This is a genomic window from Ensifer sp. 22460, from assembly GCF_052044935.1.
Taxonomy (GTDB): domain Bacteria; phylum Pseudomonadota; class Alphaproteobacteria; order Rhizobiales; family Rhizobiaceae; genus Ensifer.
Map to the genome: position 1 here is coordinate 337,336 of NZ_JBQENZ010000001.1, position 16,667 is coordinate 354,002.

Sequence of the window (16,667 nt, forward strand, 5' to 3'; positions counted from 1 at the left end):
ATGATGACGTCCGCCGATCAGGCGGCGGCCGCCTCTTCGTCGCCGCTGAACAGGAGCGTTATCGGGGCCGGCCGGCCGAGCAGATAGCCCTGTGCCTCGTCGCAGCCTTCCGCCTGCAGGATATCGAGCTGCGTCTGCGTCTCGACGCCCTCGGCAAGGACCGGCACCGACAGGCTCTGTCCGAGCGCCAGGATGGCGCGGACGATCGCCTTGGCCTGCGGGCTGCCCTCCACTTCCCACATGAAGCTCTTGTCGAGCTTGATCTTGTCGAAGGGGAAGGAGCGGAGCGTTTCAAGCGACGAGTACCCGGTGCCGAAATCGTCGATCGCGATCGTCACGCCGAGCTCCTTGATCTGACGCAGGGTCAGCAGCGCGCGCTCCTTGTCGTCGATGATCGTCGACTCCGTGATCTCAAGCTCCAACCGGTTCGGATTGAGCCCGGTCTCGGCAAGCACGTCCTGCACCAGGCTGACGATATCGCCATTGGCGAGCTGGACCGGCGACAGGTTGACCGCGATCTTGTGGTTGCTCTCCCAGCCAGCCGCCTCGCGGCAGGCTTCGCGCAGCACCCACTCGCCGATCGGCAGGATTGCACCGCACTCTTCGGCGAGTGGAATGAATTCGCTGGGCGGCACCATGCCGCGTTCGGGATGATGCCAGCGCAGGAGCACCTCGTAGCCGATGACGACGCCGGTCATCACCGACTTCTGCACCTGGTAGTGCAGAGCAAGCTGCTTCTTGTCGACGGAATCCCAGAGATCGTTGGCAAGTGCGCGCCGCTGGCGGGCAGCCTCGTCCATCGAAACCTCGTAGAAGCAGACGGTCTGGTTGAGCGCGGCCTTCGCCCGGTACATCGCAAGGTCGGCATTGTTGATCAGCGTATCGGCCGTTTCCGCATCCTGCGGGTAGATGGCGACGCCCATGCTGCCGCCGGACTTCAGCTCGAAATCGCCGAAGCGCATTTCCTCGTGCAAGCTCTTCTCGATCCGCCGCAGGAAGTCGTTGAGTTCGGCCAGTTCCTCGAAGCGTTTGACCGCGGCGAACTCGTCGCCGCCGAGGCGCGCCACGAACTCGCCTTCCTGCAACAGGCCCTTCACGCGCTGGGCAATCGTCACCAGCACGAAATCGCCGGCGGCATGACCGTGCAGGTCGTTGACTTCCTTGAATTTGTTGAGGTCGATGCCGATGACGGCAACCTTGCGGTTGAACCAGGCGGCCGCATCCAGTTCCTCTTCGAGGTAGCTGCTGAACTGCAACCGGTTCGGCAGGCCCGTCAGGCTGTCGTGACGCGCAAGGAAGGTGATCTGTTCCTCGGTATCCAGGCGCTCGGTAATGTCTTCATAGGTGCTGACCCAGCCACCATCGGGCAGCGTGCGGTGCTTGGTCAGGATCGAGCGGCCGTTGGCGAGCTTCTCGACGATATCGCCACCGCCCTTGCCGACCATTTCGATCCGGTGTTTCTGATAGAGTTCCTCGGCCTTGGCTCGCGCAATTTCGGGCTCGGCGTAAATGCGGGCGAAGACGATATCGACGATCTCGCGGAAGGTCAGGCCTTTGCCGGCAAGCGTTTCGGAGAAGCCGAAGATCTCGCGGCAGCGTCGGTTCGACAGGAGCAGCCGGTCATCGCTATCGAACAGGCAGATACCCTGCGACATGTTCTCGAGCGCGACATCGAGGTTGTTGCTGACCTCGGCAATGCGATCGGCATCGGCCTTCGCCTTGGTGGTGTCCTTGACGATCTTGATGAAGCCGGCGTGCTTGCCCTCCTCGTCCAAGAACGGATCGATCACCACATGCGCCCAGAAGCGAGAGCCGTCCTTGCGATAGCGCCAACCCTCGTTCTCAAACTTGCCCTCGACCATGGCAACCTCAAGCGCGCGGCGCGGCAGGCCATCGCGCTGATCGTCGTCCGAATAGAAGCAGGCGAAATTCTTGCCGATGATTTCCTCGGCGGCATAACCCTTGTTGGCCTCGGCGCCGGCATTCCAGCTCGCCACGCGGCCATCGACGTCGAGCATGTAGATCGCGTAGTCCTTCACGCTGCGGACGAAGCGCGTGAACTCCCGTTCGGTTGCGGCGGCGGAGAGCTCGGCATGATGGGCAAAGCCGGCGGCAACCAGCACCAGGGACAGAAGGAAGAAGGCGGTTCCGGCAATGACGAAGGCGAGCAAGTGCGGCTGGATCATGCCTTCATAGGTCGGGGTGATGAGACCGACTTCGATCGTCACGGCGCCCATGGCGGTGAAGTGCAGCGCGACGATGCCGAGCGTCATCAGGAGCGTCGCGATGATCTTCGCCTTCAGCGGCTTGCCCATACAGGCAATCGTGCCGAGTGCGCCGATGTCGAACAGCGAGCCGAGCACGATCGACGCGACAACGAGCGTGGCGTCCCAGCGCAGGTTGCCGGGAACATCGAGGGCCGCCATGCCGAGGAAATGCATGCAGGCAACACCGGCGCCGAGCACCAGGCCGCCGGCAATCCACGCCTGCCGATCCTGCACGCAGGTCGCGATCAGCAGCGCCGTCGTGGTCAGCACGATCGCAACGGCCAACGACAGGGCCGTCAGGTCCGTCTGGTAGCCAAGGACGACCCCGGGGTCGTAGGCAAGCATGGCGATGAAGTGGGTGGCCCAGATGCCGAAGCCGCTGGCAATGCCTGCAGCCACCGCCCAGATCGTCCGCGCCTTGCCGGAAGATCCACGCGCGCGCTGCAACAGCGCCACCGCGCCGTAGCTGGACAGGAAGCATATGAGCGCCGCCAACGCGACCAGCTTCGGATTATGCTCCACCACGAGGCATGTAAGAACCTTGAACATCGCAATCGCCTAAATCAACAACCGCCGGGAAACGAGACCTTTCGCCTCCAGTTAAGCGGCCTGTGTTGACGTCAGGTGATTTAAGGAAATGATAAATCGTCGCTCCGGCCCACAGTTGCGTGGCCAAACAGTAGTTTCGTCGTTAACGAAAATTGAAATCTGACCGCCTGCAAGTTGCAGCAGGTGGAAAGCGCGGCCAGGCGTGGTCCCGCTCAGGGCTGCGATAGCAGCGCCTTGAGGTCCGATTGCGGATCGGCAATGACGGCCCGGTCGGGATTGATGCCGGTCTCGAGGAGCTTCTTGCCCGTCACATAGGCCTTGGCGTCATTGATCGCATCGACCGCCACGAAGCGTCCCTGCTTAAAGTACCAGACGGACACACTGCCCTCGCGCTGACCGGGCCTGACGATGGTTTCGTCATGACCGAGTCCAAAGCCGGCGATCTGCAGCTTGACGTCGTACTGGTCGGACCAGAACCAGGGCTTGGGTTCGTAAGGGTGCTCGCTGCCGGCGAGGATTGCCGCAACGGCCTCGGCCTGGTCGACGGCGTTCTGCACCGATTCCAGCCGGATGCGCAGGTCCTCCCAGGGAAGCACGGCACAATCGCCCATAGCGAAGATCGCCGGGTCGGCAGTTCGCCCGAAGGCATCGACGACGATGCCGCCGGCGGTTTCGAGGCCGGCATCATGCGCCAGGCGGTCATTGGCAGTGACACCGATCCCGACAATGACGACGTCGACCGGCAATCTCGACCCATCGGAAAGGTCCGCTGCGGTCACCCGGCCGCTTTCGCCGATGAGACGATTGAGCCCGGTCCCCTCGCGGATATCTACGCCGCGGGCGTGGTGAATATCGCGCACCAGGCCGGATGTCGCCGATGAGGCAACGCGCTGCAGGATGCGGTCGGCCATCTCGATGACCGTGACCTCGAGCCCGCAGGTCCGGGCGACCGCCGCCGCTTCAAGGCCGATATAACCGCCGCCGACGACCAGGGCGCGACGGCCGGGCTTCATTTCCTCGGCAAGGCGATCCGCGTCCTGGAAGTCGCGCACGACGAACACGCCGTCGAGATCACCGCCGACGGAAGCCGGCAACCGGCGCGGCGTGGCGCCGGTCGCAAAGGCGAGCACCTCGTATTCGAGCGAGGTCCCGTCGCTGAGCGTCACGCGCTTGCCGGCGCGATCAAGGCCGGTCACGATCGTCTCGAGCCGTATGTCGACATTGTGCTCGCCGTACCAGGCCTCCGGCCGATAGAGCAGCCGGTCGAGGCTCATCTCGCGCAAGAGATATTTTTTGGAAAGCGGCGGGCGCTGGTAGGGCAGGCTCGCTTCGGAGGCGACGATGGTGATCGGCCGCTCGTCCTTGAGGGCACGCAGCTTGGCAACCAGGGCAAAGGCGGCCTGACCGCCACCGACAACTACAAGCCTTCCCGACACGCTTCTCACCTGCTTCTTATTCGTCTGTACAGCAAGGCCTAGCCTTGCGCCCGAGCTTCGTCAACTCAGGCACAGGGCTGTCGTGATTGCTATTCCTTGCGCGGCACTTCCATGCCCTTTAGAGCCGCCGGGCGCGACAGGCCGCGCTCGACCCAGGCCATCACGTTCGGAAAGCTCTTGTAATCGAGGACCTCGGCTCCGCCATAGAACCTGCGCGCGCCTTCGACCCAGGGGTAGGTGGCGATGTCGGCGATCGTGTAATCGTCACCCATCAGCCATTGCCGCCCCTCAAGGCGCGCTTCCAGCACACCGAGAAGGCGCTTCGCTTCGTCACGGTAACGCTCGACGGGATAGGAATTGTTGGCGACCTTATCGGCAGCGAACTTGAAGAAATGACCGAACTGACCGAGCATCGGGCCAATGCCACCCATCTGGAACATCACCCAGCAGATGGTCTCGTAGCGACCGGCCGCATCGGCCGGCAGCAGTTTTCCGGTCTTTTCCGCCAGATAGATCAGGATCGCGCCGGATTCGAACAGGCCGATCGGCTTGCCGTCCGGGCCATTGGGATCGATGATCGCCGGAATGCGGCCATTCGGATTGAGCGAGACGAACTCCGGCGATTTCTGCTCGTTGGCATCGAAGGCAACCCGGTGAGGCTCGTAGGCGAGACCCAGCTCTTCGAGCGCGATCGAGACCTTCACGCCATTCGGCGTCGGCAGCGAATAGAGTTGGATAATATCGGGGTTTTTCGCCGGCCAGCGCTTGGTGATCGGAAAGGCGGAAAGATCGGCCATGAAGGTCTCCTGGAAACGAAGCGGCAAGGGCGCCGTCTGCACGCCTTACATAGGAGCGGAGGGCGCGCTTTGTGAGGGCCCTACTTTAATTTTTGCAGTCCACGGGGCCAGCGAGATAGCCGTAGGCTCCGCCCTGCCCCGTTCGCAGCGTCAAAGCACGCCGCGAACCGCCGCAATAACCCGTGCCACGACCGGATCGCCGGCATGCGCCGATTTACGCGCCCGCACCAGGCAGGCCTCGGAACGCAGGATCACGCCGTCCGTCAGGATCTTCAGATGGTTCGCCTTCAGCGTCGAGCCGGTCGAGGTGATATCGACGATGATGTCGGCCGAGCCGGACGCCGGCGCGCCTTCGGTCGCACCGAGGCTTTCGACGATGCGATAGAGCTGGATGCCGTGGCTTCCCGAGAAATGGTTCTGCGTCAGTCGCCAGTACTTGGTCGCGATCGCCAGGCGGCGGCCATGGCGGGCACGGAAGTCGGCGGCAACGTCGCCGAGATCGGCCATGGTGTCGACGTCGTACCAAATCTCCGGCACTGCGACGACGACATCGGCATGACCGAAGCCGAGACGGGCGCAGAACTCGACGCGGGCATCGGCATTGGCGAGCCCCTCGCGCACCAGGTCTTCGCCGGTGACGCCGAAATCGATCGAGCCATTGCCAAGTTCGCGGGAAATCTCGGAGGCCGACAGGAACGCGATCTCCACATCATCAGAACCTTCGACCCGGCCGCGATAGGAGCGATCGTTGCCGACGGCGACGATCTTCATTCCGGCCCGCTCAAAGATCGCCGAGGCGTCATCCTTCATCCGCCCCTTGGACGGCAGCGCGATGGTGATGGTCATTGAACGCCTCCCTGGGAGGTAATCGCCTTTTCGATGCGGTCGAGCCAGAGCGAGAAACCGACAGCGGGAATGTGTTCGCGGGCGCCGAGCAGCGTCAGCAGCCGGTCAAAGCGACCTCCGCCGGCCAGAACTGCCTGAATGCCGGCGACTTCGACCTCGAAGACGAGGCCTGTGTAATAGTCGAGCGGACGACCGAAGGCCGCGCGGTAGCGGATCGCGCCGATGTCGGCACCGGCCGCGGAAAGTGCTGCGACACGGGCATCGAAGCGGGCGAGCGCCTCATCGAGCTTGAGGCCGGACTTCTGCGCGAAGGCGAAGAGTGCCGCCGGAGCATCGGCGAGCGGAACGTCGAGCGCCAGGAACGCGCCAACCTGGTCCAGCGTCTTGCGATCGAGCTGCGTGTTCGCCAGCTCCATCTTTTCCTTCAGCCGCCGGGCGATGTCCTGCGGCGAGCGGCTGGCATTGGTGGAGTAGCCGGTCGATTCCATCGTTTCGGCGATATGGGCGATGAGGCGGGCTTCATCCTCAAGCAATCCGTCCATCGACAGGCGCACGACCTCGGGACCGAAGACACCGACCGTCCGCGGATGAGCGAGTTCGGTGAGCAGCTTCTGCAGGTGCTTCTGGTCGCCAAAGGCATGGATCAGCCGCTTCTGCCAGCCGACCGGCAGGCCGCAGGCGCCGACGACGGCTTCGAACACCGCCTGGTCACCGAGCGTCACGTTGAGACCCCGGCCCGGCAAGCGGTTGGCAACGACACGCATCGCGTCACCGACAATGCGTGCATCGGCTGTGGCGATATCCGTATCGCCGAGATCCTCGATGCCGGCCTGGTAAAATTCGTTGCCGCCCTCGCGGCGCTGGCGGAAGACCTCGCCGAGATAGGCGTAGCGCTTCGGCGTGCCGGTCACCGTCTCGATGTGGCGGAGGCAAACGGGAATGGTGAATTCCGGGCGCAGGCAGAGGCTTTCGCCGGTCTCGCTCTCGGTCATGAAGATACGGCGGCGCAGATCCTCGCCAGCCATGGCGAGGAAGGGTTCGGCCGGCTGGATCACCGGTGTGTCGACACGCAGCGTGCCAAGGCTTTCAAAGTCGGCAAGCAGATCGTCGGCGAAGGCAGGCAGATTGATGAGGGCCATGACCGTCAGCCCCTTGCCCGATCCTCGGCCTGCGCCGCCAGCATCTCGCGTACCTTTTTGACCAGCTCGGCGGTCGGAACGGAAACCTGGGCCACGCGCGCCTCGCGCCAGGCCGCATTGTCCTCGATCTCGCCCGACAGGCGCTTGCCCTCGATCAGATCCTTGATCTGCACGACACCGGCGGCGCGTTCGTCGCCACCCTGGATGATCGCCAGCGGCGAGCCGCGGCGGTCGGCATATTTCAGCTGATCGCCAAAATTCTTCTTGTTGCCCTGGTACATCTCAGCGCGGATGCCGGCGTGGCGCAGCTGCTGCACGAAACGCTGGTAGTGTCCCATGCTTTCGATGTCGCGGTCCATGACACAGACGACGACCGGGGCGAGCACTTCCGACGCGCCGAGCTTGCCGAGGTTCTTCAGCGCCGTCATCAGACGGGAAACGCCGATCGAGAAACCGGTGGCCGGCACCGGTTGGCCCATGAAGCGCGACACGAGGCCATCATAGCGGCCGCCGCCGCCAACCGAACCGAAGACGACCTTCTCGCCCTTCTCGTTGGTGACGGCAAACTGCAGCTCGGCCTCGAAGACTGGGCCGGTGTAGTATTCAAGACCGCGCACGACCGAGGGGTCGATCTTGATACGATCGGCCTCGTAGCCGACGCTCAGAACCAGACTGCGGATCGTGTTCAGTTCCTCGACGCCTTCCCCACCCTTGGCCGTACCGGCAACCAGGGCAGCGAGATCGGCGGCGCTTTCGGCATAGTCCTTGATGCCGACGAAGAAGAGCACCTTGTCGATCTGCTCGGCACTCAGGCCGGCGCCCTTGGTGAAGTCGCCGCTCTCATCCTTGCGGCCTTCGCCGAGCAGGAGCCGCACGCCTTCGGTGCCGAACTTGTCAAGCTTGTCGATGGCGCGCAGCACCGTCAGGCGCGCGTTCGCCTTGTCGTCACCGCCGAGACCGATCGCCTCCATGACGCCGTCGAGCACCTTGCGGTTATTGACGCGGATCACGTAGTCGCCGCGCGCGATGCCGAGGGCTTCCATGGTGTCGGCCATCATCATGCACATTTCGGCATCCGCCTGGACGCCGGCGGCACCGACCGTATCGGCGTCGAACTGCATGAACTGGCGGAAGCGGCCCGGACCCGGCTTTTCGTTGCGGAAGACGTAACCGGCACGGTAGGTGCGGAACGGCAGCTGGATCTCGTTGAAATTCTCGGCAACGTGGCGGGCGAGCGGCGCCGTCAGGTCGTAGCGCAGCGACATCCACTGGTCGTCATCGTCCGTCAGCGAGAAGACGCCTTCGTTGGGCCGGTCGCTATCCGGCAGGAACTTGCCGAGCGCGTCGGTATATTCGAACAGCGGCGTTTCGACCGGATCGAAACCATAATGCTCGTAGACCGCCCGGATCTTGCCGATCATTTCGTCGGTCGCACGGATATCGGCGGCGGAGCGATCGACAAAGCCGCGCGGCAGGCGCGCCTTGAGCTTCTGCGGTTTCTTCTGTTTCTCGGTCATGGGAGCATTCCGGACTGTCAGCGTGTTGGCTGCTTTCCCTATCGGATCAAGTGGGGGGCGGCAAGGGTTTGCACCGCGCAAAGCGCGCGTCGCGCTGGTCGTAGCAAGCGATGCGGGGTACTCGGCGCGAGCCGAAGCTGGAGCCGGTCGTCTCGACCTATCGATCGGAACGGGTTGATTTCAACCATAAGGCGCAATAAATCGCCAACAATCACTAAAAGTTTATCGCTCGATCGATCGCCGACGTTTCGATCATGGAGATCATCGGCTATTTTCGGTCCGGCATTTACCCGCAGGTCACTCCGGATGCAATGCGAGCATCGGACCCAATACCCCAACGGCAAAATGGAACGGCGAACCATTTCATCGGGAATGGCGGATTTCTGCGGAGACGTCTCGCCGTCGGCGCGAAGAGAGGGATGGGCATCATGTTGAGATTCATGACACCGGGCTGCGGGGCGATCCGGCCCGGACATCTGGGCGCACATCACAATTGGATGCGGGGCCTCGACGAGGGGACCTACCTCATGGAAGCCTGGCGCTGCGATCTCGCGACCGGCATTTTCCAGCTCGGCCAACAGACCGCCGCCTTGCTCGGCATCTCCGCTCCTTCCTGCGGCATCATCGATCTGGTGCGCGCCTATGACCGCAAGGATCGCCCGACCGTGCTCAACATTCTCGAACAGGCGACCGCCTCGTCATCCTCGTTCTGCTTTACCGCCATGGTGCGCGCGCCGACCTCGCAAGCGGCGCAGCTCTTCTGCGTCGGTCGGTCCTTGCTGGACATGCCTGATGGCAAGAATCTGCTGCAAGGCGTCTTCGCCTTTCCGCGCGAGCGCGTGATGCTCTGCGCTTGAGCGCAAAGCTTGAAACCGCGGACACTATTCCCTGGGTTGAAGCAGCTCTATGAGGCGCCTCGATGGCGCTCCCTCAAGCAAAGCCTTCACCGGGAAACTCCCACCCCCAAACTGATGACGGGCGCATCAATCAGGCCACGCGAGCCCTGGGTCTTGCGAGCTTGCCACGCAGTTCCTCGACAACCACGCGGCAATGGCAGCCTTCGATGTGATCGTTGACGAGACCCATGGCCTGCATGAAGGCGTAAATCGTCGTCGGGCCGACGAAGGTCCAGCCGCGCTTCTTCAGGTCCTTGGAAATCCGCATCGAGGTCGGGGTCGTCGGGTTGGCGACGATCGCCTCGTAGGTCACCAGTTTCGGGCGCTCGGCTGCCTGCGGCTCGTATGACCAGAAATAGCCCGCGAGCGAACCGAATTCCTGCCTGAGTTCCTGGGCGCGACGGGCATTGTTGATGGTCGAGACGATCTTGCCGCGATGGCGCACGATGCCGGTATCGGCAAGGCAGCGCTCGATATCGGTCTCATCGAACATCGCGACCTTGTCGAAATCGAAGCCGGCAAAGGCGGCACGGAATGCCTCGCGCTTGCGCAGGATCGTCAGCCATGACAGGCCGGACTGGAACCCTTCGAGGCAGATCTTCTCGAACAGGCGGCGATCGTCGGTGACCGGACGGCCCCATTCGTCGTCATGATAGCGACGGTAGTCGTCGAGATTGCCCTGCCAGGCGCAGCGCTGAAGTCCGTCCTCGCCGATCACTATGCCCTTGACCGTCATCGCTTTCCTCGCTCCATCCTGTTCATTTCCCTGCCTTTACCATTTGCAAACCAGATTCCTAAAGCGGCGGATAACCCTACCCAAAGCTTTATCGGCGCCTTCGCCTTTTAATGAAGCGCCGTTTACCATTCGGTGGCCCCCCGGTGACACGATCGCGCCATTGCCAAGGCGCATACCCCCCGCTCGAGCGTCCGGTTCTTCGGCTGTCTGCGCCCCTTGATGAATTTCGGCGAAAGGTAGCGAGTCCGTCCGATGTTGAAAAAATCCCTTCTTTTAGCAGTCTCCCTGCTGACCCTCGTCGCCGCTCCCGCCGTGGCGCAGGATCGGTATCAGAACCGGCCTCCGGTGGTCGTCAGCCCCGACCTCACCGCCCCCTGGGTAATGCAGCTCGGCGGGCAGCAGGCCCGCACGCGGCAGGTCATCTACCGGCAGCAGATTCCGGCAGCCACCCGAAAACAGTATTATCAGGGACAGGTCGCGCAGCCGCAGGTCAAACGCCGCGCCATCAACCCGCTGATCCAGCCGGCCAACGCCATGCGCGCCCAGCGGCCGGTCAAGTCGAAATTCGACCCGCAATACCTGCCGCAGACGGTCGCCTATGAGAGCAAGGAAAAGCCGGGCACGATCGTCATCGATACGAACAACCGCTTTCTCTATCTGGTGACCGGCAACGGCGAGGCACGGCGCTATGGCGTCGGCGTCGGCAAGCCGGGCTTCGAATGGGCAGGCGCCCACAAGGTCACCCGCAAGGCGGAGTGGCCGAGCTGGACGCCGCCGCAGGAGATGATCAGCCGCGAAGCCGCCAAGGGCCACTACCTGCCGGCGCGCATGGACGGCGGCCCGGAAAACCCGCTTGGCGCGCGCGCCATGTATCTCGGCTCGACGCTCTATCGAATCCACGGCACCAATGCGCCCTGGACGATTGGCTATGCCGTTTCCTCCGGCTGCATCCGCATGCGCAATGAAGACGTCGTCGACCTTTACGAGCACGTGAAGGTGGGCACGAAGGTTATCGTCATATAATTGGAGCATAGCATAGAATATTCCCTCCCCCTCGCACGTTTTGCTATTGCCTATGCGTGATTTTCAGGCAACAGCAGCATGAACAGATATAAGTTCGGCGGTCCGCCGGCTGTATGGCAGGCTTGAACTTCGGCGCATTTTGCTTAGCCTGCCTGCAACGAGGGTTAGAGGGAATCGTATATGAAGCGTCATGCCAGCAAAGTGGTCGCGATCGCCATCGCGACCAGCACTATTCTTGTCGCCGCCAGCGCCTCGGCTTTCACGCCGACGCCGGCGACAGGCTCCAAGGTCAAATCATCAGACGTTGTACTCGTGGCCACGCCGAAGAAGCCGGCAAAACAATACTGGCGCACCAAGGTTCGCTTCCGCACCGACGAAGCCCCCGGCACGATCATCGTCGATACCAACAACAAGTACCTTTACTACATCGACGGCCCGAACCGCGCGACGCGCTACGGCATCGGTGTCGGCCGCGACGGCTTCGGCTGGTCGGGTGTCGTGAAGGTTGGCCGCAAGGCCGAATGGCCGACCTGGACACCGCCGGCGGAGATGCGCCAGCGCGAGGCTGCCAAGGGCCGCATCCTGCCGGTCACCCAGGAAGGCGGCATCGACAACCCGCTCGGCGCCCGCGCCATGTATCTCTACAAGGGCGGCCGCGACACGATCTTCCGGATCCATGGCACCAACCAGCCCTGGACCATCGGCCAGAACATGTCATCCGGATGCATCCGCATGATGAACGACGACGTGGAACACCTCTACGATCGCGCCGACATCGGCACCAAGGTCATCGTCATCGGCCCCGGCAGCAAAGCCGGCGACACCTATTTCGACGATCGCGGCGTCGACATCTTCCGCCAGATCTTCGGCGGCTGACGGTCATCGACCATGCACAGTTTGAAAGGCCGGTTCCTCACGGAGCCGGCCTTTTGCCTGTCCATCAGAGCCCCTTGGGCTTTGCTCCACCATAGGCCCAGTCGAGCAGTTCGACCGTATGCAGGATGGGGATCGCAGTGCCGCTGGCGATCTGGGTAATGCAGCCGATATTGCCGGTCGCGATCGCATCCGGCTTCGTCGCCTCGATGTTCTTGACCTTGCGCGCCTTCAGTTTCGCCGAGATTTCCGGCTGCAGGATGTTGTAGGTGCCGGCCGAACCGCAGCAGAGGTGGCCTTCGGCCGGATCGCGGACGACGAAGCCAGCACGCTTCAAAAGCTGCTTCGGCGCCACGGTGATCTTCTGGCCATGCTGCATGGAGCAGGCGGAATGATAGGCAAGCGTCATGCCCCTCGCATCCTGTTCCGGCAGGTCTAGCGTAGACAGGTACTCGGTGATGTCTTTTGCCAGCGCCGAGACACGTGCCGCCTTTTCTGCATACTCAGGATCGAGCCGCAGCATGTGGCCGTAGTCCTTGATCGTCGTTCCGCAGCCCGAAGCGGTGATGACGATGGCATCGAGCCCGCCCTCGTCTGCGACCTTCAGCCAGGCGTCGACGTTGCGGCGCGCCGCCTCAAGCGCCTGGTTCTCGCGGCCCATGTGGTGCACCAGGGCGCCGCAACAGCCTTCGCCGGCCGAAACAACCACCTCGACACCAAAGCGCGTCAAAAGACGGATCGTCGCCTCGTTGATCTCCGGCTTCAGCACCGGCTGCGCGCATCCGGACAGGAGCGCGACACGACCGACACGTTTTCCCTGCGCCGTGTGGACGCCGGGCATGGCGGAAGTGGAGGGCTGCGGCACGGCGCTTGGCGCGAGATCGAGCATGACGCCGAAGGTCTTCAGCAACGGCATGCGCTTCATCATCCCTGCGAAGGGCCGGGCAAGGCCGACCGCCTTCAGCGACAGGCGGAAGCGCGCGGGATAGGGCAGCACCGCCGCCAGCACGGAACGCGCCAATCTATCCCTAAACGGGCGCCGATAGGTGTTTTCGATGTGGACGCGCGCATGGTCGACAAGATGCATGTAGTCGACGCCGGAGGGACAGGTGGTTGCGCAGGCGAGACAGGAGAGACAGCGGTCAATGTGGGTGACCGTTTCCTTGTCGGCCGCCCTGCCGTTTTCCAGCATGTCCTTGATGAGATAGATGCGCCCGCGCGGACTATCGAGTTCGTCGCCGAGCGTCACATAGGTCGGACAGGTGGCGGTGCAGAAGCCGCAGTGCACGCATTTGCGCAGGATGGCCTCGGATTCGGCCACATGCGGGTCGGCAAGCTGCGCGGGGGTAAAATTGGTCTGCAAACGCGAACTCCACTTTCCGGTTCCGCGGTAACGGGCACTTGCGACGTGCTTCGGTCACCGCGGCATTCTCATTTCAGCATCCTTCGACCGGACCCGGTTTCAGGGTTTGCGCCGTGGTCTACACCATCCAGCTTTCGGGATTGGTGATCGGCTCCTGGCGCGCGGCCCGTTGCAGGCCGACGACGCAGCGCACGACGATCCAGACGGCGGTGGCGATGAAACCGAGAACGCCGATCAACAGCACCGTCAGCAGCAACGATATTACGCCGAACAACAGGGCGATCCAAAAGGTCCGGATCGCCCATTCATAGTGCGTCTGGACCCACGGCGCACCCTTGCCGCGATTGAGATAGGCCATCACCACGCCGATGATCGGAGTGATCCCCACCGCAAAGCCCACGAGATAAAGGACATAGATCACCTGGACATTGATCTTGCCCGGCTCCAGCCAGCGATCAGTCTCGCGGGAAAACGGTGTCTGCGGACCATTATCGCTCATCAACTCCTCCCATGTTCACCGCCGTCGCCTCAGGAGACCGCAGCCATGCGGCCCGGATTGAAGATCCGGTGCGGGTCGAACTTCGCGCGGACGCGCTCGCTCAATTGTGCCACGGCCAAGGGTTGTGGTTCAAACGATGGAATGGCGGCACGATAACCTTCTTCGGCCCTGACCAGCGTTGCATGTCCGCCACCGAGAACCTTGATATAGCGACGCACGAGTTCCGCTTCTGGGTCGGCCTCCATGCGCAGCCAGACGAGACCGCCCTGCCAGTCATAGAAGGCATCGACCCCGGTCTGCAACCGGAGCGCCGCCACCAATTGATGGCCGAGCGACGGGGCGACGGAGACGCGCCAGAGCGGCTTCCTGGTGCCGTCGGCATAGGGTTTGACGTCGCGGATCTCGGCCCAGAGCTGCCGAGTCTGCGGCGCATCGAGCCGGGTCACCGCACCGAAGCGGCCGACCGCGTTCGTCAGTTTTTCAGCCCGGAGCGCAACCGATGCCTCCAGTCCTTCGAGCCGTAGTACCGTCGCGGCGCCGTCCGGAAGCCCGCCATCCAGGAACCGCCCACGCACGCTCTCCGGCAGATGTGCGGCACCCGAAACCTCCACCGTCTGCGCCATCGCCTCGGCCATGACCGCCGCGGCTTCGGCATCGTTGAGCCCGGAGACCACAATGGTCTCAGACGCTGGCGGCAGCGGCAGGACGCGGAAGGTGACTTCGGTGAGGATGCCGAGCGTGCCGTGCGAGCCGGCCAAAAGCTTGACCAGATCCAGGCCGGTGACGTTCTTCATCACCCGTCCGCCGGCCTTGATTGCCTCCCCCTCACCGTTGACGAAGCGAACGCCGAGCAGGCTGTCGCGGGCGGCACCGGCGACATAGCGCCTGGGGCCGGACACGTTGGCGGCGAAGACCCCGCCGATCGTCGGCTCGCCCGACGCGGCGAAAATCGGCCGATGGTCCATCGGTTCGAAGGCAAGCATCTGCCGGTTTTCCGCCAGTGCCTCTTCGATCGCGCGCAGCGGCGTCCCCGAAAGCGCGGTGATCGTCATCTCGGCCGGATTGTAGCTGACGATGCCGGACAAGCGGCGCGTCGACAGTACCCGGTCGGCACGCACGGGATTGCCAAGACCCGAGCGCGTGTTGCCGCCGATCACCGCGAGCGAAGCCCTATCGGCCGCCATCGCGCGAACGACGGTCGCAATCCCCTCTTCGCTTGCCGGTTCGAAATGCACGATCATGCGGCGGGACGCCCTTCGAGCGGGAAGACCTTGGACGGGTTCAGGATCCATTGCGGATCGAAGGCGGCACGTGCCGCCATCTGCTGGTCGAGGTCGATCCGGTTGTACTGGTGCAGCATGAGGTCCCGCTTTTCGATGCCCACGCCGTGCTCGCCCGTCAGGCAACCGCCGGCGTCAACACAGAGCTTGAGGATATCGTTGCCGGCGGCTTCGGCGCGCGCCGCATCCTCCGGGTCGTTGATGTTGTAGAGGATCAGCGGATGCATGTTGCCGTCGCCGGCGTGGAAGACATTGGCGACGCGCAGGCCGTAGCTCGCAACGATCTCACCGGTGCGACGCAGCACATGCGAAAGCTGGCTGAGCGGCACCGTACCGTCCATGCAGATATAATCGGCGATGCGGCCGGTGGCACCGAAGGCGGATTTCCGGCCTTTCCAGATCGCAGCCGCTTCCATGGCCGACTGGCACTCCTTGATCGTCGCCACCCCATGACGGCGCGCGACCGCAACGATACCGGCAAGCGTCGCATCCATTTCCGGCTCGGAGCCTTCGACTTCGACGATCAGCAGCGCTTCGACATCGAGCGGATAGCCGGCATGGGCGAAGGCTTCGCAGATCTCGATCGCCGGCTTGTCCATGAACTCGATCGCGACGGGGATGATACCGGAGCCGATGACATCGGCGACGCAAGCGCCGGCCGCTTCGGAAGAGGCAAAGCCGAAGAGCACGGGACGAGCGCCCTCCGGCTTGGCAATCAGTCGCACTGTCGCCTCAGTAACGATGCTGAGCTGCCCCTCGGAACCGCAGACGAGGCCGAGCAGATCGTAGCCCGCCGAATCCAGCCCCTTGCCGCCGAGCTCGATAACCGTGCCGTCGAACAGCACCATCTTCACGCCGAGCAGATTGTTGGCGGTGACGCCATATTTCAGGCAATGGGCGCCGCCGGAATTCATGCCGATGTTACCGCCGATCGTGCAGGCAAGCTGCGAACTCGGGTCCGGCGCATAGAAGAAACCGTCGGCGGAAACCGCCTCGGAAATATTGAGATTGGTGACGCCTGCCTGAACCGTCGCGGCGCGATTGAAGAGGTCGATATCGAGTATGCGCGACATCTTCGAAAGGCCGATGACGACCGCATCCTCTTGCGGGATGGCACCGCCCGAAAGCGAGGTTCCGGCGCCGCGCGGCACGACCGGGATGCCATAGCGGCTGCAATATTTGAGAAGGGCTGCGACCTGCTCGGTCGTCTCCGGCAGCGCGACGGCAAGCGGCATGCGACGATAGGCGATAAAGGCATCTGTCTCGAAGGGCTTCAGCCCGCGCTCGTCGCTGATCAGGCAGCCCTCGGGCAACAGGTCGGCGAGGTCGGCGACGATCTCGCGGCGCCGGGCGATAACAGCCTGTTTCGGTTGCAGAAAACCGATCGTCTCCGCCATCAGTTTCTCCCGCCGCATGTAAATTGGTCTATTTTCTTTACCACTAGGC

14 protein-coding genes are annotated in these 16,667 nt (G+C 63.2%); 3 read left to right on the forward strand and 11 right to left on the reverse strand.

Going from position 1 to position 16,667, the window contains the following annotated elements; translation table 11 throughout:
• Positions 1–17: 17 nt before the first annotated feature.
• From ACTJKM_RS01625 to hisS, 6 genes are all read right to left on the reverse strand, one after another.
• The gene (locus ACTJKM_RS01625; protein WP_113133203.1) at positions 18–2,816 is read right to left on the reverse strand and encodes an EAL domain-containing protein; all 2,799 of its coding nucleotides are present in this window, start codon (positions 2,814–2,816) and stop codon (positions 18–20) included.
• Positions 2,817–3,028: 212 nt separating this feature from the next.
• Positions 3,029–4,252 carry an NAD(P)/FAD-dependent oxidoreductase gene (locus ACTJKM_RS01630; RefSeq protein WP_440659880.1) on the reverse strand — a complete coding sequence of 408 codons (1,224 nt, stop codon included), beginning with the start codon at positions 4,250–4,252 and terminating at the stop codon, positions 3,029–3,031.
• An 89-nt stretch (positions 4,253–4,341) separates the two neighbouring features.
• Positions 4,342–5,049 (reverse strand): glutathione binding-like protein, encoded by a 708-nt coding sequence (locus tag ACTJKM_RS01635; protein ID WP_057250883.1) that lies wholly within the window; start codon positions 5,047–5,049, stop codon positions 4,342–4,344.
• Between the two features lie 150 nt (positions 5,050–5,199).
• Complete coding sequence (gene hisG / locus ACTJKM_RS01640; protein WP_057250885.1) at positions 5,200–5,895, reverse strand: ATP phosphoribosyltransferase; 696 nt, start codon at positions 5,893–5,895, stop codon at positions 5,200–5,202.
• Positions 5,892–7,034: an ATP phosphoribosyltransferase regulatory subunit gene (locus ACTJKM_RS01645; protein WP_440659881.1), complete on the reverse strand. Its 1,143-nt coding sequence runs from the start codon at positions 7,032–7,034 to the stop codon at positions 5,892–5,894. Before ACTJKM_RS01645 ends, hisG begins: the two co-directional genes overlap by 4 nt.
• Before the next feature lie 5 nt (positions 7,035–7,039).
• Positions 7,040–8,551: a histidine--tRNA ligase gene (hisS, locus tag ACTJKM_RS01650; protein ID WP_110878024.1), complete on the reverse strand. Its 1,512-nt coding sequence runs from the start codon at positions 8,549–8,551 to the stop codon at positions 7,040–7,042.
• A 428-nt stretch (positions 8,552–8,979) separates the two neighbouring features.
• Here hisS and ACTJKM_RS01655 point away from each other — a divergent pair, with 428 nt between their 5' ends.
• Entirely contained in the window at positions 8,980–9,408 is a 429-nt protein-coding gene (locus tag ACTJKM_RS01655) for a hypothetical protein (RefSeq protein ID WP_440659882.1), read from the forward strand.
• Between the two features lie 130 nt (positions 9,409–9,538).
• Here the strand turns inward: ACTJKM_RS01655 and ACTJKM_RS01660 are convergent, their stop codons facing one another.
• Positions 9,539–10,183, reverse strand: a complete 645-nt coding sequence (locus ACTJKM_RS01660) for a DNA-3-methyladenine glycosylase I (RefSeq protein WP_112994558.1) — start codon at positions 10,181–10,183, stop codon at positions 9,539–9,541.
• A 252-nt stretch (positions 10,184–10,435) separates the two neighbouring features.
• Here ACTJKM_RS01660 and ACTJKM_RS01665 point away from each other — a divergent pair, with 252 nt between their 5' ends.
• Positions 10,436–11,206 (forward strand): L,D-transpeptidase, encoded by a 771-nt coding sequence (locus ACTJKM_RS01665; protein WP_110878022.1) that lies wholly within the window; start codon positions 10,436–10,438, stop codon positions 11,204–11,206.
• Positions 11,207–11,386: 180 nt separating this feature from the next.
• Positions 11,387–12,082, forward strand: coding sequence for a L,D-transpeptidase (locus ACTJKM_RS01670; protein WP_057250895.1), 696 nt, complete (start codon positions 11,387–11,389; stop codon positions 12,080–12,082).
• Positions 12,083–12,146: 64 nt separating this feature from the next.
• Here the strand turns inward: ACTJKM_RS01670 and glcF are convergent, their stop codons facing one another.
• The 4 genes from glcF to ACTJKM_RS01690 form a co-directional block, all read right to left on the reverse strand.
• Complete coding sequence (gene glcF, locus ACTJKM_RS01675; RefSeq protein ID WP_058325433.1) at positions 12,147–13,442, reverse strand: glycolate oxidase subunit GlcF; 1,296 nt, start codon at positions 13,440–13,442, stop codon at positions 12,147–12,149.
• A 118-nt stretch (positions 13,443–13,560) separates the two neighbouring features.
• On the reverse strand, positions 13,561–13,941 hold the full coding sequence (locus ACTJKM_RS01680) for a DUF4870 family protein (protein WP_057250898.1): 381 nt from the start codon (positions 13,939–13,941) through the stop codon (positions 13,561–13,563).
• Between the two features lie 29 nt (positions 13,942–13,970).
• On the reverse strand, positions 13,971–15,182 hold the full coding sequence (gene glcE / locus ACTJKM_RS01685; RefSeq protein WP_113133209.1) for a glycolate oxidase subunit GlcE: 1,212 nt from the start codon (positions 15,180–15,182) through the stop codon (positions 13,971–13,973).
• Entirely contained in the window at positions 15,179–16,618 is a 1,440-nt protein-coding gene (locus ACTJKM_RS01690) for an FAD-linked oxidase C-terminal domain-containing protein (RefSeq protein WP_440659883.1), read from the reverse strand. Before ACTJKM_RS01690 ends, glcE begins: the two co-directional genes overlap by 4 nt.
• Positions 16,619–16,667 lie beyond the last annotated feature (49 nt).

Excerpts from the sequence above, each read along its gene's own strand:
- ACTJKM_RS01625 (WP_113133203.1), bottom strand. The coding sequence starts at position 2,816 with ATGTTCAAGGTTCTTACATGCCTCGTGGTGGAGCATAATCCGAAGCTG.
- ACTJKM_RS01635 (WP_057250883.1), bottom strand. The coding sequence starts at position 5,049 with ATGGCCGATCTTTCCGCCTTTCCGATCACCAAGCGCTGGCCGGCGAAA.
- hisG (WP_057250885.1), bottom strand. The coding sequence starts at position 5,895 with ATGACCATCACCATCGCGCTGCCGTCCAAGGGGCGGATGAAGGATGAC.
- ACTJKM_RS01645 (WP_440659881.1), bottom strand. The coding sequence starts at position 7,034 with ATGGCCCTCATCAATCTGCCTGCCTTCGCCGACGATCTGCTTGCCGAC.
- hisS (WP_110878024.1), bottom strand. The coding sequence starts at position 8,551 with ATGACCGAGAAACAGAAGAAACCGCAGAAGCTCAAGGCGCGCCTGCCG.
- ACTJKM_RS01655 (WP_440659882.1), top strand. The coding sequence starts at position 8,980 with ATGTTGAGATTCATGACACCGGGCTGCGGGGCGATCCGGCCCGGACAT.
- ACTJKM_RS01660 (WP_112994558.1), bottom strand. The coding sequence starts at position 10,183 with ATGACGGTCAAGGGCATAGTGATCGGCGAGGACGGACTTCAGCGCTGC.
- ACTJKM_RS01665 (WP_110878022.1), top strand. The coding sequence starts at position 10,436 with ATGTTGAAAAAATCCCTTCTTTTAGCAGTCTCCCTGCTGACCCTCGTC.
- ACTJKM_RS01670 (WP_057250895.1), top strand. The coding sequence starts at position 11,387 with ATGAAGCGTCATGCCAGCAAAGTGGTCGCGATCGCCATCGCGACCAGC.
- ACTJKM_RS01680 (WP_057250898.1), bottom strand. The coding sequence starts at position 13,941 with ATGAGCGATAATGGTCCGCAGACACCGTTTTCCCGCGAGACTGATCGC.
- glcE (WP_113133209.1), bottom strand. The coding sequence starts at position 15,182 with ATGATCGTGCATTTCGAACCGGCAAGCGAAGAGGGGATTGCGACCGTC.
- ACTJKM_RS01690 (WP_440659883.1), bottom strand. The coding sequence starts at position 16,618 with ATGGCGGAGACGATCGGTTTTCTGCAACCGAAACAGGCTGTTATCGCC.